General features: G+C 55.0%; 19 protein-coding genes, 4 tRNA genes and 1 other RNA gene. 12 read left to right on the plus strand and 12 right to left on the minus strand.

What is annotated here, in order from left to right:
* The first annotated feature begins 61 nt into the window (after positions 1-61).
* The 8 genes from IV493_RS04375 to IV493_RS04410 all read left to right on the plus strand — a co-directional run bounded on the left by IV493_RS04375 (position 62) and on the right by IV493_RS04410 (position 7886).
* Positions 62-679: an RpoE-regulated lipoprotein gene (locus IV493_RS04375; protein WP_095706820.1), complete on the plus strand. Its 618-nt coding sequence runs from the start codon at positions 62-64 to the stop codon at positions 677-679.
* A gap of 252 nt (positions 680-931) precedes the next feature.
* The gene (locus tag IV493_RS04380) at positions 932-1948 is read left to right on the plus strand and encodes a sulfate ABC transporter substrate-binding protein (RefSeq protein ID WP_095706821.1); all 1017 of its coding nucleotides are present in this window, start codon (positions 932-934) and stop codon (positions 1946-1948) included.
* On the plus strand, positions 1948-2781 hold the full coding sequence (gene cysT / locus IV493_RS04385) for a sulfate/thiosulfate ABC transporter permease CysT (RefSeq protein WP_013358665.1): 834 nt from the start codon (positions 1948-1950) through the stop codon (positions 2779-2781). Before IV493_RS04380 ends, cysT begins: the two co-directional genes overlap by 1 nt.
* Positions 2781-3656: a sulfate/thiosulfate ABC transporter permease CysW gene (gene cysW, locus IV493_RS04390; protein ID WP_013358664.1), complete on the plus strand. Its 876-nt coding sequence runs from the start codon at positions 2781-2783 to the stop codon at positions 3654-3656. The genes cysT and cysW overlap by 1 nt, the downstream gene beginning before the upstream one ends.
* On the plus strand, positions 3646-4734 hold the full coding sequence (gene cysA, locus IV493_RS04395; protein WP_013358663.1) for a sulfate/thiosulfate ABC transporter ATP-binding protein CysA: 1089 nt from the start codon (positions 3646-3648) through the stop codon (positions 4732-4734). The genes cysW and cysA overlap by 11 nt, the downstream gene beginning before the upstream one ends.
* An 81-nt stretch (positions 4735-4815) precedes the next feature.
* Positions 4816-5700: a cysteine synthase CysM gene (gene cysM, locus IV493_RS04400; protein WP_195857792.1), complete on the plus strand. Its 885-nt coding sequence runs from the start codon at positions 4816-4818 to the stop codon at positions 5698-5700.
* Positions 5701-5868: 168 nt separating this feature from the next.
* Positions 5869-6549, plus strand: a complete 681-nt coding sequence (locus IV493_RS04405; RefSeq protein ID WP_013358661.1) for a response regulator transcription factor — start codon at positions 5869-5871, stop codon at positions 6547-6549.
* A complete protein-coding gene (locus IV493_RS04410) occupies positions 6546-7886 on the plus strand; it encodes an ATP-binding protein (protein WP_195857793.1) in 1341 nt (446 codons plus the stop codon). The genes IV493_RS04405 and IV493_RS04410 overlap by 4 nt, the downstream gene beginning before the upstream one ends.
* A gap of 61 nt (positions 7887-7947) precedes the next feature.
* Here IV493_RS04410 and crr read toward each other — a convergent pair whose 3' ends face one another.
* The 5 genes from crr to cysZ form a co-directional block, all read right to left on the minus strand.
* Complete coding sequence (gene crr / locus IV493_RS04415) at positions 7948-8448, minus strand: PTS glucose transporter subunit IIA (RefSeq protein ID WP_008926530.1); 501 nt, start codon at positions 8446-8448, stop codon at positions 7948-7950.
* Positions 8449-8490: 42 nt separating this feature from the next.
* On the minus strand, positions 8491-10218 hold the full coding sequence (gene ptsI, locus IV493_RS04420) for a phosphoenolpyruvate-protein phosphotransferase PtsI (protein ID WP_013358659.1): 1728 nt from the start codon (positions 10216-10218) through the stop codon (positions 8491-8493).
* Positions 10219-10379: 161 nt separating this feature from the next.
* Positions 10380-10637, minus strand: coding sequence for a phosphocarrier protein Hpr (gene ptsH, locus IV493_RS04425; protein ID WP_003848868.1), 258 nt, complete (start codon positions 10635-10637; stop codon positions 10380-10382).
* Between the two features lie 387 nt (positions 10638-11024).
* Positions 11025-11993 (minus strand): cysteine synthase A, encoded by a 969-nt coding sequence (gene cysK / locus IV493_RS04430; RefSeq protein ID WP_013358657.1) that lies wholly within the window; start codon positions 11991-11993, stop codon positions 11025-11027.
* Positions 11994-12134: 141 nt separating this feature from the next.
* Positions 12135-12902 (minus strand): sulfate transporter CysZ, encoded by a 768-nt coding sequence (gene cysZ / locus IV493_RS04435; RefSeq protein WP_195857794.1) that lies wholly within the window; start codon positions 12900-12902, stop codon positions 12135-12137.
* Between the two features lie 218 nt (positions 12903-13120).
* Here cysZ and zipA point away from each other — a divergent pair, with 218 nt between their 5' ends.
* The 3 genes from zipA to IV493_RS04450 all read left to right on the plus strand — a co-directional run bounded on the left by zipA (position 13121) and on the right by IV493_RS04450 (position 16433).
* Positions 13121-14119 (plus strand): cell division protein ZipA, encoded by a 999-nt coding sequence (gene zipA / locus IV493_RS04440; RefSeq protein ID WP_033783817.1) that lies wholly within the window; start codon positions 13121-13123, stop codon positions 14117-14119.
* Positions 14120-14194: 75 nt separating this feature from the next.
* Positions 14195-16213, plus strand: a complete 2019-nt coding sequence (gene ligA, locus IV493_RS04445; protein ID WP_147789505.1) for an NAD-dependent DNA ligase LigA — start codon at positions 14195-14197, stop codon at positions 16211-16213.
* Position 16214: 1 nt separating this feature from the next.
* Positions 16215-16433, plus strand: a complete 219-nt coding sequence (locus IV493_RS04450) for a DUF3820 family protein (RefSeq protein ID WP_041457009.1) — start codon at positions 16215-16217, stop codon at positions 16431-16433.
* A 27-nt stretch (positions 16434-16460) separates the two neighbouring features.
* Here IV493_RS04450 and IV493_RS04455 read toward each other — a convergent pair whose 3' ends face one another.
* The gene (locus IV493_RS04455) at positions 16461-17471 is read right to left on the minus strand and encodes a bile acid:sodium symporter family protein (RefSeq protein WP_013358652.1); all 1011 of its coding nucleotides are present in this window, start codon (positions 17469-17471) and stop codon (positions 16461-16463) included.
* A 95-nt stretch (positions 17472-17566) separates the two neighbouring features.
* On the opposite strand from IV493_RS04455, the gene IV493_RS04460 reads away from it, so the two are divergent.
* Positions 17567-18487, plus strand: a complete 921-nt coding sequence (locus tag IV493_RS04460) for a LysR family transcriptional regulator (RefSeq protein WP_013358651.1) — start codon at positions 17567-17569, stop codon at positions 18485-18487.
* Here the strand turns inward: IV493_RS04460 and IV493_RS04465 are convergent.
* From IV493_RS04465 to IV493_RS04490, 6 genes are all read right to left on the minus strand, one after another.
* Positions 18484-18825 (minus strand): FlxA-like family protein, encoded by a 342-nt coding sequence (locus tag IV493_RS04465; RefSeq protein ID WP_013358650.1) that lies wholly within the window; start codon positions 18823-18825, stop codon positions 18484-18486. The genes IV493_RS04460 and IV493_RS04465 overlap by 4 nt on opposite strands.
* 160 nt (positions 18826-18985) lie before the next feature.
* A non-coding RNA gene (locus tag IV493_RS04470) (RtT sRNA) lies at positions 18986-19119 on the minus strand.
* Positions 19120-19162: 43 nt separating this feature from the next.
* Positions 19163-19238, minus strand: a tRNA-Lys gene (locus IV493_RS04475).
* 4 nt (positions 19239-19242) lie between these two features.
* A tRNA-Val gene (locus IV493_RS04480) sits at positions 19243-19318 on the minus strand.
* 34 nt (positions 19319-19352) lie between these two features.
* A tRNA-Val gene (locus IV493_RS04485) sits at positions 19353-19428 on the minus strand.
* A 40-nt stretch (positions 19429-19468) separates the two neighbouring features.
* Positions 19469-19544: transfer RNA gene (locus IV493_RS04490), tRNA-Val, on the minus strand.
* Positions 19545-19683: the final 139 nt, after the last annotated feature.

Genomic DNA, 19683 nt, shown 5'->3' on the forward strand with positions numbered 1-19683 from the left:
TTTGTCGCTTTGCGACTCCAATCAGTTCCGCCTTTCCGGCATCGCATTTACAGGAGTTCTCATGAAAGCTGTTCGTTCCACGCTACTGATCGCCGCCGTTGCACTGAGCGGCTGTGCCAGTTCGGGTTCCGGCGCTGACAGCAGCCAGCAGGCAAGCTGGTGGAATCCGCTGACGTATCACTGGTCTTCGGCGCTGCCGTGGAACTGGTTCGGTTCCTCGCTGACCGCGACTGAACAGGGTGTAGGGGGATTAACCGCCTCCACCGCCATGAAAGAGGACGCGATTAAGGACGGACTGAACGGTGACTATACCCTGCGTCAGGGCATGCGCAGTCAGAACGGTCAGGTGGTCTCTTTCTGGCAGGCGCTGGATGACGGCAAGGTTAAGCTGGTGATTTACGGACAGTCGCAGATCGAACGTATTGAGGTGATGGACAGCGCGATTGCCAGCAGTGACGGCAGTAAAGTGGGCGACGCCTTCAGTAATAAGTTCAGCAAAGCCTTCGACAACTGCACACTCGCCAGCGGCACTGATGCGCGTGACGTGGCGTGCCGTGCGCCTGGCAGCCAGCATCTGACCTATGTCTATCACGGCGACTGGCACGGACCGGAGGGATTGATGCCCTCTGACGATACCCTGAAAAACTGGAAAATCAGCAAGATTGTCTGGCAGCGTTAATCTTTTTCTTCAGCGTGCCGCCCCTCCGGCGGTCGCTGAACCCTCGTAAAACCCCTGCCCGCATGGGCTGCACGCGGTTCCTCTCCTCCACGGCTTTTGCTGATTTCTGCATAAACTCTGCCGTCGTCTTATGCTTTTTTCGACTTTGAAATCATCAAACGATATATAAAACCGTTACTGGTTTTCACTGAGTTATAAATAAACTGATGCCTCAGCGGGTGAGATCCGCATCAAAATTTTTCAGGGTGCCAAATGACATTACAAGCGATGAAAAAAATCGTGAGCGGTATCGCGTTGTCGCTGAGCCTGGCCGGCGCAGCCAATGCCACTGAACTTCTTAATAGCTCATACGATGTATCGCGGGAGCTGTTTGTCGCCCTGAATGCTCCGTTTGTTAAACAGTGGGATGCCAGTCACCCCACTGATCCCCTGACCATTAAGATGTCGCACGCCGGTTCATCGAAGCAGGCGCTGGCTATCCTGCAGGGACTGCGCGCAGATGTGGTCACGTACAACCAGGTAACAGATGTGCAGGTGTTGCACGATAAAGGCAATCTCATTGCCGCAGACTGGAAAAGCCGTCTGCCGAACAACAGCTCGCCTTTCTACTCCACCATGGCGTTTCTGGTGCGCAAAGGGAATCCAAAGCAGATTCATGACTGGTCAGATTTGACCCGCAGCGATGTGAAGCTGATTTTCCCGAACCCGAAAACCTCGGGTAATGGCCGCTATACCTACCTGGCCGCCTGGGGCGCAGCAGATAAAGCGGACGGCGGCGATCAGGCCAAAACCCGTGCCTTTATGACGCAATTCCTGAAAAACGTGGAAGTGTTCGACACCGGCGGTCGCGGCGCAACCACCACCTTTGCTGAGCGCGGCCTGGGCGACGTACTGATCAGCTTTGAGTCGGAGGTGAATAACATCCGCAACCAGTACGGTAAAGATGAATACGAAGTGGTGGTGCCGAAAACCAACATTCTGGCGGAATTTCCGGTGGCATGGGTGGATAAGAATGTCGCCACTAATAAAACCGCTGATGCGGCCAGCGCCTACCTGAACTATCTCTACACGCCAGAAGCGCAGAATATTATTACTCACTACTATTATCGTGTGAACAACCCACAACTGATGGCGGAGCAGAAAGATCGCTTCCCGCAGACCCGCCTGTTCCGGGTCGAAGATGCCTTTGGCGGCTGGGATAAAGTGATGCAGACGCATTTCGTCAGCGGCGGTGAGCTCGACAAATTGTTAGCGGCGGGGCGCGGATAATGTTTGCAGCCAGCCATAAACGCGTGTTGCCCGGCTTCGGTCTCAGCCTGGGTACCAGCCTGCTCTTTACCTGTCTGATCCTGCTGTTGCCGATTAGCGCCGTGATCATGCAGCTGTCGCAGATGACGCTGCAACAGTACTGGGATGTCGTGACCAACCCTCAGCTGGTGGCCGCCTACAAGGTGACACTGCTCTCTGCCGGTGTCGCGTCCCTGTTTAATGCGGTGTTCGGCATGCTGATGGCATGGATATTGACCCGTTATCGTTTTCCTGGCCGGACACTGCTGGATGGCCTGATGGATCTGCCGTTTGCACTGCCAACTGCGGTAGCAGGTCTGACCCTGGCCGGACTCTTTTCGGTCAACGGCTGGTACGGACAGTGGTTCGCCCAGTTCGACATCAAAATTTCTTACACCTGGATTGGTATCGCCATTGCCATGGCCTTTACCAGCATTCCGTTTGTTGTGCGTACCGTCCAGCCAGTGCTGGAAGAGTTGGGCCCAGAGTATGAAGAAGCGGCCGAAACGCTGGGTGCCACACCGTGGCAGAGCTTCCGCCGCGTCGTGCTGCCGGAAGTGGCACCTGCGCTGCTGGCCGGTACGGCGCTCTCCTTTACCCGCAGCCTGGGTGAGTTTGGTGCGGTAATCTTTATTGCCGGTAACATCGCCTGGAAGACGGAAGTCACCTCGCTGATGATCTTTGTCCGGCTGCAGGAGTTCGACTATCCGGCAGCCAGCGCTATCGCCTCGGTGATCCTGGCGGCATCGCTAATTCTGTTGTTCGCGATTAATACATTGCAGAGCCGCTTTGGCCGTCGTCTGGGAGGTCACTAATGGCCGAGGTTTCACAGCTCAATCACGCGGCGCGTCAGCCTGTGAACTGGGGCAAATGGCTGCTGATTGGTATCGGCGCGCTGATCTCAATTCTGCTGCTGGTGGTGCCGATGGCCTCCATCTTCTGGGAAGCGCTGAATCAGGGGCTGATTGTCGCGCTCAGCAATCTGGCCGATCCGGACATGCTGCACGCCATCTGGCTGACTGTGCTGGTGGCGCTGATTACCGTTCCGGTGAACCTGGTGTTCGGCACGCTGCTCGCCTGGCTGGTGACGCGCTTTACCTTTCCGGGCCGTCAGCTGCTGCTGACCCTGTTTGATATTCCTTTTGCCGTGTCGCCCGTCGTAGCTGGTCTGATGTATCTGCTGTTCTGGGGCGTGAATGGCCCGGCAGGCGGCTGGCTGGATGCACATAACATCCAGATTATGTTTGCCTGGCCTGGCATGGTGCTGGCGACGGTGTTTGTGACCTGTCCGTTTGTCGTGCGCGAACTGGTGCCGGTGATGCTGAGCCAGGGCAGTCATGAAGATGAAGCGGCGGTGCTGTTAGGCGCGTCCGGCTGGCAGATGTTCCGTCGTGTGACGCTGCCGAACATTCGCTGGGCGCTGCTGTATGGCATCGTCCTGACCAACGCCCGTGCGATTGGTGAATTTGGTGCGGTCTCGGTGGTATCGGGATCGATTCGCGGTGAGACCTACACCTTACCGCTTCAGGTTGAATTATTGCATCAGGACTACAATACCGTTGGCGCGTTTACTGCCGCCGCCCTGTTAACCCTGATGGCAATTGTGACGCTGTTTCTGAAAAGTATTGTGCAGTGGCGTTTAGAGCAACAGCACAAACGCCTGCAACAGGAGGGAAATCATGAGCATTGAGATTAACAAGATCAACAAGTCCTTTGGTCGCACCTCGGTGCTGAACGATATCTCTCTGGATATTGCCTCAGGTGAAATGGTGGCGCTGCTTGGCCCGTCAGGCTCGGGTAAAACCACGCTGCTGCGCATTATTGCCGGGCTGGAGCATCAGAACAGCGGTCAGATCCGTTTTCACGGCAACGATGTCAGCCGCCTACATGCGCGCGATCGTCAGGTCGGCTTTGTCTTCCAGCACTATGCGCTGTTCCGCCATATGACGGTATTCGACAACATCGCCTTTGGCCTGACCGTGCTGCCGCGTCGTGAACGCCCTTCAGCGGCGGAGATCAAACAGCGTGTAACCCGTCTGCTGGAGATGGTGCAGCTGGCGCATCTGGCTAACCGCTTCCCGGCACAGCTGTCAGGCGGCCAGAAGCAGCGTGTGGCGCTGGCGCGTGCGTTGGCAGTTGAGCCGCAGATTTTGCTGCTGGATGAACCTTTTGGCGCGCTGGATGCTCAGGTGCGTAAAGAGCTGCGCCGCTGGCTGCGTCAGCTTCATGAAGAGATTAAATTCACCAGCGTGTTTGTGACCCACGACCAGGAAGAGGCGATGGAAGTCGCGGATCGCGTGGTGGTGATGAGTCAGGGCAACATTGAGCAGGTCGGCACGCCAGATGATGTATGGCGCGATCCGGCGACCCGCTTTGTGCTGGAGTTCCTGGGTGAAGTGAATCGCTTTGATGGCGAAATTCAGGGATCGCAGTTCCATGTCGGCGCGCACCACTGGCCGCTGGGTTATACCTCAGCTCATCAGGGCGCGGTTGAGCTGTTCCTGCGTCCGTGGGAAGTCGACGTGTCACGCCGCAGCAGTTTAGAAACCCCGCTGCCGGTGCAGGTGCTGGAAGTCAGCCCGCGTGGCCACTTCTGGCAGCTGGTGGTTCAGCCTGCTGGCTGGCAGAGCGAGCCGTTCTCACTGGTGTTTGAAGGTGAGCAGACAGCCCCGATTCGCGGCGAGCGCCTGTTTGTTGGCTTGCAGCAGGCGCGGCTCTATAAGGGCGACACGCCGCTGCGCGCAGTTGCCTTTGCACAAAGCGCCTGATATTTTCTCATCAACACCGGGCGGGAGTGTCACTCCCGCCTTTTTTTCGCCTCTCGTTTGTAAGATGCCAGGAACTGCACCGTGACGACTCTTGAACATACCATCGGCAATACCCCGCTGATTAAGCTGCAGCGCCTGACGCCAGCTAACGGCAGTGAGGTCTGGCTCAAGCTGGAAGGCAATAATCCGGCAGGCTCGGTAAAAGATCGCGCGGCCTGGTCAATGATCAATCAGGCGGAGTTGCGCGGTGAAATTTCACCCGGCGATCAGCTGATTGAAGCTACCAGCGGCAACACCGGCATTGCGCTGGCGATGATCGCGGCGATGAAAGGCTACCGGCTTCGCCTGCTGATGCCGGACAACATGAGTCAGGAGCGGCAGGATGCGATGCGTGCTTATGGCGCAGAGCTGATTCTGGTGCCGCGGGAGCAGGGCATGGAGGGCGCACGCGATCTGGCACTGGCGATGGCGGCGCGTGGTGAAGGCCGGGTGCTGGATCAGTTTAATAATCCCGATAATCCGCTGGGTCACTATCAGACCACCGGGCCGGAGTTGTGGCAGCAGTCGAACCAGCGCATGACCCATTTTATCTCCAGCATGGGCACCACCGGCACGATCACCGGCGTGGGACGTTTCCTGAAAGAGCACAACACGGGCGTGCAGGTGATCGGTTTGCAGCCGAGTGAAGGCAGCAGTATTCCGGGCATTCGCCGCTGGCCGCTGGCCTATCTGCCGGGGATCTACCGCCCCGACTTAGTGGATGATGTGATGGATATGACGCAGAAAGAAGCGGAAGAGACCATGCGGGCGCTGGCTCGCCGTGAAGGTATTTTCTGTGGCGTCAGTTCGGGCGGCGCGGTGGCGGGTGCGCTGCGTATTGCGCAGGTAAATCCGGGCAGCGTCGTGGTGGCGATCGCCTGTGATCGTGGCGATCGTTATCTCTCGACCGGACTCTATCATCAGTAATCTCCGCTGATACGGAACCAGACCTGTGCGCGCCTTTAACGCCCACAGGTCTTTTTTTTAGCCAGCACTCCCATAACGGATAAACTGAATCTGTAAGGATCGCGTAAATCAGGCTGCGCGAATGCCCGGCACAGGACAAAATAGCGCCAATTCTGTCGAGAGATAACCATGAAAATTTTGCTTGTTGATGATGATGTCGAATTAGGCACGATGTTAAGCCAGTACCTTATTGCCGAAGGATTTGATGCCCAGCTGGTGCTGACCGGCAGCGCCGGGATTCAGGGCGCGCTCTCCGGCGAGTTCACTGCCATGATTCTGGATATTATGCTGCCCGACATGAGTGGCATCGATGTGTTACGTCAGGTGCGCCAGAACAGCCGGATACCGGTGATCATGCTGACTGCCAAAGGCGATAATATTGATCGCGTGATCGGCCTGGAGATGGGGGCGGATGACTATATGCCTAAACCCTGTTATCCCCGTGAACTGGTCGCCCGCCTGCGCGCAGTATTGCGCCGTTTCGAGGAGCAGGTACCGCAGCCGGATGCTAAAGAGCCGCTGCGCTGGGGAGACCTGACGCTTAATCCTGCCACCCGAATGAGTGAATGGCAGGGCAAAACCTTCGATCTGACTGCTTCAGAATTTAATCTGCTGGATCTGCTGCTGCGCGCGCCGGACAGGGTCGTGTCAAAAGATGAACTCTCTGAAAAGGGGCTGGGTCGTCCGCGTGAAGCCTACGATCGCAGTGTTGATGTGCACATCAGCAACATTCGCCAGAAGCTTAGCGCGTTAACCGCTGATAGCATCAATATCGAAACCGTACGCAGCATCGGTTATCGCATTCGATGAAACAGGGTTACCGCGGTCGCATGTTCTGGAAGATCTTTATCGGCTTCTGGGTCGTTTTTGTCATCATGAGCCAGCTTATCTGGCTCGGTTTTTCGCTTTCCGGTAAACGGCATGAACCGCCTGAAATAATGGCTATCCGTCGCATCATTGATCTGCAGATGACCTCTGCTGCATCGGTGCTGGAGCGGGGCGGGCCTGATGAGCTGAATGCGATGCTGTCTGACTGGGATGAAACCGACCGTCAGTTCTTTCACGTTACGCAGCAGACTAAATCGCCACAATCCCAGGACAGCGGCAACCTGGATTTCAGGGGCCGTCTTCCTGAAGAGGTGGTGCGCTGGGTACAGGGTGCGGATGGCAAAGAATATCAGCTGCGCTACGACCTGGATGGTATGCGCATGAACAGCAAACAGAACATGATGCCGCGAAAATTTCTGAATATTCCCGAGCCGATGTTTGTCTTCGCTGGTTCGGTGGGGTTGCTGTTCAGTCTGCTGCTGGCCTGGAATCTGACGCGGCCCATGCGCCAGTTGCGCGAGGGATTTTCCCGCGTCGCCGAGGGCGATTTAAGCGTGCGTCTGTTCCCGATTATGCGGAAGCGCCACGACGAGATTTCAAATGTCGCAGAAGCGTTTGATGCCATGGTTGAGCGGCTTGATACCCTGGTGCGCGCCCGGGAAGAGCTGCTGCACGATATCTCACATGAGCTTCGTTCACCGCTGGCGCGACTGCAGCTGGCGACCGGACTTGCCAGACAGACGCCAGAAAGCGTAAACAGTTCGCTTGATCGCATTGATGAAGAGGCGCGTCGTCTGGACAAAATGATCGGTGAACTGCTAACGCTGTCGCGGGCTGAACATGAAAGCATCCCGGATGAGCAATATTTTGACCTGACCGGATTGCTGGAGGCGGTCATCACCGATGTCCGCTATGAAGCACAGATCCCTGGTGTGCAGGTGGAGTTACAGGTTGACGAGCGGGGCGATTACACCGTGCGCGGCAATGCGGAGTTGATACGGCGCGGTGTCGAGAACGTCTTACGCAATGCGCTGCGCTTCTCTTTGCCTGGGCAGCGGATTGAGGTCGACTTACGCGCAGAGCAGCAGTGGCTGGCGATTCAGGTGCGCGATCAGGGGCCGGGTGTCGATGAGGAGAAACTCTCCAGTATTTTCGACCCGTTTGTGCGGGTGAATTCGCCGCTGATGGGCAAAGGTTATGGTCTGGGACTGGCTATCGTGCGTAAAGTGATCCTGGCGCATCATGGTGAAGTTGAGGCGCGGAACCGGCCAGAAGGCGGACTTGAACTGACGCTGCGCCTGCCACACTGGCAGGGTTAAAACTTCATACAGCAGAAACGATAACGGCACCCGCAGGTGCCGTTATGTTATATACGAATGCTTACTTCCTGATGCGAATTACCGGCGTTTCGCCGACGGTGACCTGGCCAGACAGCTTAATCAATTCCTTGATTTCATCCATGTTGGAGATGACAACCGGTGTCAGGGTTGATTTTGCTTTCTCTTCCAGCAACGGCAGATCGAACTCAATAACCACGTCGCCTTTTTTGACCTTCTGGCCTTCTTCAGCAATGCGTTTGAAGCCTTCACCTTTCAGTTCAACCGTATCGATACCGAAGTGGACGAACAGCTCGATGCCGTTGTCTGATTCGATCGAAAAAGCGTGATTGGTTTCAAAAATCTTGCCGATAGTGCCATCAACAGGCGCAACCATTTTGTTGCCGCTGGGTTTGATCGCAATACCGTCGCCCACGATTTTTTCTGCAAACACCACATCTGGTACGTCTTCAATGTTCACGATTTCGCCTGACAGAGGCGCTACGATGTCGATTGTCCCAGCGCTATCCGTTTTTTCGCCAAAAAGTTTAGAAAACAAACCCATGATCTTCTCCTAAGCAGTAATTTGGGGCCAGCATCATGCAGGTTAGCAGAGCGTTTTTTCCTTAATGAACTTGTTAACCAGGCTCATTAAGTCTTCCGCTGTCGGTTGAGCCAGTGCCTGCTCTGCCAATGCCTTCGCATCTTCAAAATTAGTATTACGAATGATTTTCTTGATGCCAGGGATAGAAATGGCACTCATGCTGAACTCGTCCAGCCCCATTCCCAGTAACAGTAGTGTAGCACGTTCATCACCTGCCAGCTCACCACACATGCCGGTCCATTTACCTTCAGCGTGAGATGCATCAATGACTTGCTTGATTAAGTTAAGCACAGACGGCGTCATTGGGTTGTACAGGTGCGAGATCAAATCATTACCACGATCGACCGCCAGAGTATACTGCGTCAGATCGTTTGTCCCAATACTGAAGAAGTCGACTTCCTTCGCCAGGTGATGGGCAATGACGGCTGAAGCCGGGGTCTCTACCATGATGCCGACTTCGATGCTTTCATCAAAGGCTTTACCTTCTTCACGCAACTGCGCTTTCAGCAGTTCCAGTTCCGCTTTCAGGCTGCGTACTTCTTCAACCGAAATGATCATCGGGAACATGATGCGCAGTTTACCGAAGGAGGAGGCGCGCAGGATGGCACGCAGCTGTGCATGCAGAATCTCTTTACGGTCCATCGCGATACGGATAGCACGCCAGCCGAGGAACGGGTTCTCTTCTTTCGGCAGGTTCATGTAAGGCAGATCTTTGTCACCGCCAATATCCATGGTACGCACGATAACGGCCTGTGAACCCATCGCTTCAGCAACGGCTTTATACGCCTGGAACTGCTCTTCTTCACTTGGCAGAGAGTCGCGATCCATGAACAGGAATTCGGTACGGTAGAGGCCAACGCCTTCCGCGCCGTTACGCTCAGCACCGGCGATATCACGCACAGTACCGATGTTGGCACAGACTTCAACCTGATGGCCATCCAGCGTCACGGCTGGCAGATCTTTAAGCTTGGCTAATTCGTGTTTTTCCGACAGATACTGGTTCTGTACGGCTTTCAGCTCTTCCTGAATCGCTTCCGAAGGATTGACGTGAATCGCATTGTTAACGCCATCCAGGATCAGGAAATCGCCGTTTTTAACCGTGACGGTTACATTGCCGGTGCCGACAATAGCCGGGATTTCCAGCGAGCGCGCCATGATTGAGGTATGTGAGGTACGGCCACCCAGATCGGTGATAAAGCCCAGCACCTTTTTCAGGTTCAGCTGTGCGGTTTCTGACGGCGTTAAATCTTTGGCCACCAGAATGGATTCGTCCGGAATCGCGCTCAGGTCAACGATGTGCAGACCGAGGATGTTTTGCAGCAGACGCTTACCGATGTCACGCACGTCAGCCGCACGCTCTTTCAGGTATTCGTCATCTAACTCTTCCAGTGCTTTCGCCTGGCCATCAATGACCGAATAAGCAGCAGCATCGGCAGTCGCGTGATCTTTTTTGATCAGGTCGATGATTTCCTGCTCCAGCTCTTCATCTTCCAGCAACATGATGTGGCCTTCGAAGATGGCTGCTTTCTCTTCACCGAGGGTTTCACCCGCTTTGACGCGAATCGCTTCCAGTTGTAATGCCGCTTTGCTGCGGCCATCGAGGAAGCGCTGAACTTCCTGCTCAACCTGGTCATCAGAAATTTTCTTGCGGTTGATGACGATCTCGTCTTCTTTCAGCAGCAGTGCTTTGCCGAAAGCGATACCTGGTGATGCTAAAATGCCTGAAATCATAACGCTACCTTTTAATCACGATGGCTGATGGGACTCTTTGCGGTGCCATTGTCGCGGGACACGTACTCTACGAAAGCAATAACGCGGACAGGTTGTCCGCGATCAAGATGTTTGCACTCAATGGCGCAGAGGAGTCTATTGGCTGGAGAGCTGAGCGGAGGTTACTCCAGTTCAGCCATCAGTTTGACCAGATGCTCAACTGCTTTCTGCTCGTCTTCACCTTCCGCGGAAAGGGTCACAACCGTTCCCTGGGTTAAACCCAGCGTCTGCAGTTTGAACAGGCTTTTCGCGCTCGCTGATTTGCCGTTAGAGGTCACGGTGATTTCTGACTGGAAAGCTTTAGCTTCTTTAACGAATTGCGCAGCTGGGCGAGTATGCAGACCGTTTGGTGCAGTAATGGTAACTTCTTGCTGGAACATTCTATTTCCCCAACGTTATCAGGATGAGTGTTATGGATCTAAAGTCTAGCCTGGAGCCTTCACTTTAGCCTGTGTAGGTGCGCGGGTATAGCTTCATGCTGACCAAAGACGCGCATGCGTCAAATCTACAATCCGTTGCGTCTCAAAACCGATTCTACACGTCACCGGTTAATTATGCCGTGATTCGCCGTTTCACTGAATCCGTAAATCGATTCAGCTTGATCCACTTCAAATGCGGATTAATTTCAGGCATCGAAATAATTGGCAGTCTGAATACCAGATCGGCATCACTGAAATCAATCTGCCGGGTGGCGAAAGTGAGATCTGCACCACAAAAAAGCACCCGAATGGGTGCTTTTTTCGACATTTTCAGACTATCGGCTCCGGCTACTGCAGCTCTTTCTCAGTGAAGAGATCGGCGAACAGCGCGGTACTCAGATAGCGTTCGCCAGAGGAGGGCAGAATCACCACGATGTTTTTATTTGCGAAGGTTTCGTCTTCCTGCAGCTTCAGCGCGGCGGCGACGGCAGCACCGGAAGAGATACCGGCGAGGATACCTTCTTCTTCCATCAGCCTGCGCGCCGTACTGATCGCTTCTTCATTGGTAATGGCCACTACGCGGTCAACCAGGTTCAGCTCAAGGTTACCCGGAATAAAGCCGGCACCAATACCCTGAATTTTGTGCGGGCCGGGTTTAATCTCTTCACCTGCCAGCGCCTGCGCAATCACCGGTGAATCGGTCGGCTCAACCGCGACAGTAATCAGTTCTTTTTTGCCTTTGGTGTTTTTGATGTAGCGACTCACGCCGGTCAGCGTACCGCCGGTGCCGACACCGGCAATAAAGACATCCACTTCGCCATCGGTGTCTTCCCAGATTTCCGGGCCGGTGGTCTTTTCGTGGATTTCCGGGTTAGCCGGGTTGCTGAACTGCTGCAGCAGCACATATTTGTCCGGGTCGCTGGCGACAATCTCTTCCGCTTTGCCAATGGCGCCCTTCATGCCTTTAGCACCTTCGGTCAGAACCAGCTTCGCGCCCAGCGCCTTCAGCAGCTTACGACGTTCCACCGACATGGTTTCCGGCATGGTCAGCGTGAGTTTGTAACCACGCGCAGCAGCCACGTAGGCCAGCGCAATACCGGTGTTACCGCTGGTCGGTTCCACCAGCTCAATGCCGGGTTTCAGAATACCGCGTTTCTCTGCGTCCCAAATCATATTGGCACCGATACGGCATTTAATGCTGAAGCTCGGGTTACGGGATTCAACTTTCGCAAGAATGCGGCCGTTACCGATGCGGTTCAGTCGAACCAGCGGCGTATGACCAATTGTCAAAGAGTTGTCTTCATAGATCTTACTCATAGCCTGCCCTTAACTGTATGAATTATTGGGAACCCTATGAGCATACCTGTTCTGCCTGGGGGCGGAAGGAAAGAAATCGTATATCTATATGTCCCCCGGCAATAAGCCCTGCGAAAAAGAGCATAAGGCGCGCTGATGAGTCTAGCGCACCTCATTGCGTGCCAGCTGCGGCCGATAGCGATCGACCCACATGGCGGTGGCACCGCAAACGGCAACCGGCATAATCACGAGGTTCAGGATCGGAATCATAGTGAACAGGCTGGTGAGTGCGCCGAACTGCATATTCGCGGTTTTGTGGCGACGCAGGGCGTTCCGCATCTGCTGAAACGGCACTTTATGGTTGTCGAACGGATAGTCGCAATACTGAATGGATAACATCCAGGCACTGAACAGGAACCACAGAACGGGCGCAACCGTCTGACCAAAGCCAGGAATAAAGTAGAGCAGCAGCAGTCCCAGCGCACGGGGCAGGTAATAGCCCAGCTTCTGCAACTCGCGCTTCATGATGCGCGGCACATCTTTGATCATTCCTGCCCAGCCGCTGTCAGGCAGGGGCTTGCCGGTCAGACGGCCTTCCAGCTGTTCGGCCAGCAGGCCGCAGAAAGGAGCGGCAATCAGGTTTGCCAGCGTCGAGAAGAAGTAGCTGAACACCAGCACAATCGCAATCACCGACAGCGGCCATAACAGATAGCTCAGCCACTGCAGCCAGTCCGGAATATGGTCCATCAGGCGCGGGATCCAGTCACCGAGACGATAGAACAGCCAGATGAATGCGCCACCGAGCATAATAATGTTAATCAGCAGCGGCATCACCACAAAGCGGCGAATACCAGGCAGACGGACCAGTTTCCAGCCCTGGCTAAAGTAGTGCGTGCCGTTAAAATCTGAGACCGAATTCTCACGGGCCATAAAGCCATTTCTCCTGAAAGTGTTGAGGCGTGCCCACTATAACCTGGCTTTTTCTCCAGGCCAGGTGCCGTTTGGGTAAAAAAACAGCGAAAAAGCGTGGGTTGCCTATCTTATTTGTCAGAAAATAGTGCACAGACTTGCACTTGTGTAGCAGGGCAAATACAGTTAGAGGATAAAGTTTGCCGCGGTGGCAAGGTATTGGAACAACAGAGAATACAATGATGCAGGATTTGCGTCTGATATTAATCGTTGTTGGCGCGATCGCCATTATAGCGCTCCTTCTTCACGGGCTGTGGACCAGCCGTAAAGAGCGTTCGTCAGTGTTCCGCGATCGCCCGCACAAACGTCTGAAACAACGTGAAGAACATGATGAGCAGGACCTGATTGACGACGAAGATGACGGCGTCGGCGAGGTTCGCGTTCGTTCCGATCGCAGCACACACCAGGAACCGCGTTTCGATGAGATTCGTGAGCCACAGCCAGAAGCGCCGCGTAAGCAAGCGCCTGCTGAGCCTGTGCGTCAGCCTGCGCCACGACCCGCACCGCAACCTGAACCAGAAAGCGATCCGCTTTTCAACACGGCGCCGAAGCCTGCTCCGCAGCCGCGCCCAGAACCGGTTCGTCAGCAGCCTGCACCGACATTTGTTGCGCCGCCCGTTCAGGCTGACCCGCTGCTGGATCTCGATCCGCTGGAATCTGTCCAGCCCGCTCCGCAGTACCAGGCAGAACCTGAGCCACAGCCTGAAGTAACGCCGGCTCCCGCGCCTTCACAGCCTGCAGCGAAAGCGCCAGCGGAAAAACCGAAAGAAGCGGTACTGGTGCTGCATGTTGCCGCCCATTCGGGCGGTGAGCTGAACGGTGAGGCATTGTTGCAGGGGATTCTGCAGGCGGGCTTCCAGTTTGGTGAAATGAATATTTTCCATCGTCATCTCAGTCCTGCAGGCAGCGGTCCGGTCCTGTTCAGTCTGGCTAACATGGTTAAGCCAGGCTCGTTCAACCCGGACCTGATGACCGATTTCAGCACGCCAGGCATCTCTATCTTTATGATGGTGCCTTCTTATGGTGACGCGAATCAGAACTTCAAGCTGATGCTGCAGTCGGCACAGCGTATCGCTGATGACGTTGGCGGTGTCGTGCTGGATGATGAGCGTCGCATGATGACGCCGCAGAAGCTGGAAACCTACAAAGCGCGTATCCGCGATGTGGTTGGCGTCTGAGACCTGCGCTGACCGCTATCTGAATTGTTAAAATAAACCCCCGCCTGTCGGGGGTTTTTTATCTGATGGGGCTATATGAAATCCGTCCAGGATCACATCACCGAACTGCGCACCACGTTGCGCCATCACGAATATCTCTATCACGTCATGGATGCGCCGGAAGTGCCGGATGCCGAATACGATCGTCTGATGCGTGAACTGCGTCAGCTGGAAGAGGAACACCCCGATCTCATTACCCCGGACTCGCCGACGCAACGCGTAGGTGCTGCGCCGCTAACGGTATTTGAGCAGGTCCGCCACGAAGTCCCGATGCTGTCGCTGGACAACGCCTTTGATGAAGCCACGTTCATGGCTTTCAACAAGCGCGTGCAGGATCGGCTGAAAAGCAGTGACGACATTACCTACTGCTGTGAACTCAAGCTCGATGGGGCTGCAGTCAGCCTGATGTATGAAAATGGCCTGCTGGTCCGGGCCGCGACGCGCGGTGACGGTACTACCGGCGAGAACATTACCGCCAACGTTCGTACCATTCGCGCGATTCCGCTGCGGCTAAAAGGGGACAATATCCCGGCCCGGCTGGAAGTACGTGGCGAAATATTTATGACGCAGCGCGGCTTCGAAAAGCTGAATGAGGAAGCGCGACGCACTGACGGCAAAGTCTTTGCTAACCCGCGCAACGCAGCTGCGGGTTCTTTGCGTCAGCTTGATCCGCGCATTACCGCTAAACGTCCGCTGACCTTCTTCTGCTACGGTTTTGGCCTGCTGGAAGGCGGGGAGATGCCGCACAGTCACATGGGGCGCCTGCAACAGTTCAAAGCCTGGGGCCTGCCGGTCAGCGACCGCATTAAGCTGGTGCATAACGCCGAAGAAGCCCTGGCCTTCTATCGGGATATTGAGCAACAGCGTCCGAACCTGGGTTTCGATATTGATGGCGTGGTGATCAAGGTCGATTCACAGGCATTACAGGAGCAACTGGGCTTTGTGGCGCGCGCACCGCGCTGGGCGATTGCCTTCAAATTCCCGGCACAGGAACAGCTGACCTGGGTACGTGACGTCGAATTCCAGGTTGGCCGCACGGGCGCTATCACGCCGGTGGCTCGTCTTGAGCCGGTGCAGGTGGCAGGCGTCATCGTCAGCAATGCCACGCTGCATAATGCGGATGAAATCGAGCGGCTGGGATTACGCATTGGCGACCGTGTGGTGATTCGCCGTGCCGGTGATGTGATCCCGCAGGTGGTCAACGTAGTGATCGCTGAACGCCCTGAAGAGACGCGTGAAGTAGTCTTTCCTGCCCATTGCCCGGTCTGTGGTTCCGAGGTGGAGCGGGTCGAAGGCGAGTCAGTCACGCGCTGCACTGGCGGTCTGATCTGCGGTGCGCAACGTAAAGAGGCACTGAAGCACTTTGTCTCGCGTCGGGCGCTGGATGTGGACGGTATGGGCGATAAGATTATCGATCAGCTGGTGGAAAAAGAGTACGTCGATACGCCTGCCGATTTGTTCCGTCTCACGGCCGGCAAGCTGACAGGCCTGGATCGTATGGGCCCGAAATCGGCGCAGAATATCGTCGACGCGCTGGAGAAAGCGAAGTCGACCACGCTGGCGCGTTTCCTTTATGCGCTGGGCATTCGCGAAGTGGGTGAGGCTACTGCCGCCAATCTGGCTAACCATTTTGGTGAATTGCAAAAGGTGATGGATGCCGATCTTGAGGCGCTGATTGCCGTGCCGGATGTCGGCAAAGTCGTTGCCGCACACGTGCGCAACTTCATGGAGGAGGAGAGCAACCGTGAGGTTATCCGCCAGCTGACAGACGACATCGGCATTCACTGGCCGCAGGTGGTCGTGGTGAAAGCCGAAGAGATCGACAGTCCATTTGCCGGTAAAACGGTGGTGCTGACCGGTTCGCTGTCGCAGATGAACCGCGATGATGCCAAAGCGCAGCTTATCGCGCTGGGGGCAAAAGTCAGCGGCAGCGTATCGAAGAAAACCGATCTGCTGATTGCCGGTGAAGCGGCCGGTTCAAAGCTGGCGAAAGCACAGGAGCTGGGCATTGAAGTGATTGATGAAGCGGAAATGATCCGCCTGCTGGGTGCCTGAAATGGATGAGCATCAGCTGGTGGCGATAGCCAATACGCCTATGCCGTTTGGCAAATACAAAGGGCGGATGCTGATCGATCTGCCAGAGCCTTATCTGCTCTGGTTTGCCCGCAGTGGCGACTTTCCGTCTGGTCAGCTTGGTGATCTTATGCAACTGACCCTGACCATAAAAACAGAGGGCCTGGAGGGATTAGTTAAGCCGCTCCAGACCCGCACATAATCGTGCCCGCACAGGCGGGCAACGGTTTTACTTCTGAGACTCCATCACTGAATCTTTCACCTGCAGAGCCTGCTGTTTCTCATTGGTCTTCTTGTAGCGTCCGGCGATAAACGAGCAGACCATCAGTTGTACCTGATGGAAAATCATCAGCGGCAGCACAATAATCCCCACCGTACTGGCCGGGAACAGAATATTCGCCATCGGCACGCCATTCGCCAGACTCTTCTTCGAGCCACAAAACAACACCACGATTTCATCGGCGCGCTTAAAGCGGAACAGACGCGAAGCCAGCAGATTGATGAGCAGCACGGCGGTCAGCAGAATAATGGAACCGGCCACAATCCACACCAGCGTCATTAATCCAACGCGATGCCAGATGCCGTTCACCACGGCTTCACTGAAGGCGGAATAGACTACCAGCAGAATCGAAGTCTGGTCAGTTTTGCCAATCAGGCTACGGTGTTTCTCAATCCAGCCACCGATCCAGCGACGTGAGAGGTGACCCAGAATGAAAGGCACCATCAGTTGCAGCATAATCTTACCGATTTGCTCCAGACCATCACTCGGCGCGCTGCTGTGGATATCCATAACCAGATTCACCAGCAACGGTGAAATAAACACACCCAGCAGGCTCGATGCCGAGGCGCTGCACACCGCTGCCGCGACATTCCCGCCCGCCATTGAGGTAAAGGCGATGGCAGACTGGACGGTAGCCGGCAGGATACAGAGGTAGATAAAACCAGTGTAAATTTCCGGACCGACATCAACCGGATGCCACCAGACCAGCAGCAGACCCAGTGCCGGAAACAGCACAAAGGTGCTGAACATGATCCACAGATGCAACTGCCAGTGACTGCTGCCTGCGATGATCTTTTCACGCGAAAGTTTGGCACCGTGCATAAAGAACAGCAGCGCTATCGCTGCCGTCGCGAGGTAACTGAAGATATCAACGTAGATCCCTTTTGCTGGCAGGAAAGAGGCCAGCAGCACGGTGATGATCAGTTTAACCATCATCGGATCGAGTTTTAGAAAGCCCATTGCTAAATTCCGGTAAATTATTCAATAGCGCGATTGTGCGGCAAGTAGTTTTAGAAATAAAATTGATTTATTGAATTAATCTATGAGCGCAATCGATGAATTATACCCTGCGTCAGCTGCGAACGTTTATTGCCGTGGCCCACTATGGTGGCTTCAGTCAGGCAGGGCAGGCGATAGGCCTGAGCCAGTCGGCAGTCAGCCACAGTATTAAAGAGCTGGAAGCCGAAACCGGCGTGCGGTTGCTGGACAGAACCACCCGGGAGGTGATGCTGACAGAGGCGGGAAAACAGCTGGCGTCACGCATGGAGCGCCTGCTGGAGGAGATTCATACCACGCTACTGGACATCCGAAGTTTTGGCGAGCAGCGCAGTGGTACGGTCAGAGTGGCAGCCAGCCAGACCATTTCCGCGCATCTGATGCCGCAATGTCTGGCCGCCAGCCAGCACCATTTTCCCGATATCAAAGTGATTCTTCACGATCGCGCCCAGCAATGGGTGCTGCAAAGTGTGCGTAACGCCGAAGTCGATTTCGGCATCGTGATTGGGCCGCTCAGCGACAGCGATTTCGATAGCATCGCGATTCTGGATGAGCCTTTCCTGCTGTTATGTCGCGAAGATGATCCGCTGGCGAAAGTGGAAAGGGCTGAATGGGCGATGCTCGATGGTCGCACGATGGTATTGCAGGATTACGCTTCAGGCAGTCGGGTTTTGATTGATGCGGCAATGCAGCAGCAGAATATCAGGGCTGAAGTCGTGCAGGAGATTGGTCATCCCGCCACGCTGTTCCCGATGGTACAGGTGGGAATCGGCATCAGTATTCTGCCTGCGCTCGCGTTACCCTTACCAGCGGATCGCGCCCTCACGGTGCGGCGCCTCTATCCGGAAATTAATCGTAGCCTGACGCTAATTAAACGTAAAAACCGCTCGCTGACCCCGGCTGCCGAAGCGATCTGGCAGGAGGTACGCCAGCAGGCGATGCTGCTGGCGCAACAACGCGCGGTTAAACCGGCGTTTTAGATATAAACGTCAACTTTGTTAGTATCGGTTGGGCGGTTAATCCCGTCCGCTTTGATCTCACTTACGGGCGAACTGTCACTTTTTGGCTGATCCTGCTCAGCCTGTTTCTGTTCCAGCTGTGCAATCTGTGCCTGCAGCATGGTGATTTGTGACTGGTACATCTGCTGCATCTCAGACTTCTGTTCGTCAGTCAGTTCTTTATTGTCAGCCAGCTCCTTAACCTGCGTTAACACACCCTGAATCTGTTTATTCAGCGCCGCAACCTGCGAGGCCACACTGCCGCCGCCGCTGTCACCGCTACTGACCGCACTGCTTAAAATTCCGGAAATTGAAGACATCATTTTCTCCCTGTAAGTGGTCACATACGTTATCGGCACGCTGCGAAACGACTTGAGAGCGTAGATTGTTAAGGTTTCGAAAAGGCAGGCGCTTATTTAAGAAGCCAATGTCAGTGCAGCAGAAACGAAAAAAGCGCCCCAAAGGCGCTTTATTCTGAATGGGTGGGTCGTGCAGGATAGCCTCGGCCCATCCTGGGCCTCGCCCTCCGGGTGATGCTGTCGCATCAGCCTGAATCACCGGGCGATTCAGTCGAACCTGCAGCAGGTTCTCATCCTGCACGGTAGAGTCCGTGCCCCTGAAACGAAAAAAGCGCCCCAAAGGCGCTTTATTCTGAATTGGTGGGTCGTGCAGGATTCGAACCTGCGACCAATTGATTAAAAGTCAACTGCTCTACCAACTGAGCTAACGACCCGAAGTGGTGGGTGATGACGGGTTCGAACCGCCGACCCCCTCCTTGTAAGGGAGATGCTCTACCAACTGAGCTAATCACCCACTTCGTACTTCGATACTGCTAACAGGCAAGATATGGTGGGTGATGACGGGTTCGAACCGCCGACCCCCTCCTTGTAAGGGAGATGCTCTACCAACTGAGCTAATCACCCATATCTTCATACCTGTTCACTGCGGGCACCCTGTTAAGAGTGGTGGGTGATGACGGGTTCGAACCGCCGACCCCCTCCTTGTAAGGGAGATGCTCTACCAACTGAGCTAATCACCCCCGCTGTGTGGAGTCGCATTATAGGGATAGTTGATTTTGAGTCAACGCTTTTTAAAACATAAATGTGCGTTCGGTTTATTTTTAAACATCCTGTCGCGCTTTTAGTCAATGTGCTGGTTTTACTGACAGAAAAGCCCCT

The organism is Pantoea sp. SM3640 (genome assembly GCF_015654165.1).
GTDB lineage: Bacteria > Pseudomonadota > Gammaproteobacteria > Enterobacterales > Enterobacteriaceae > Pantoea > Pantoea vagans.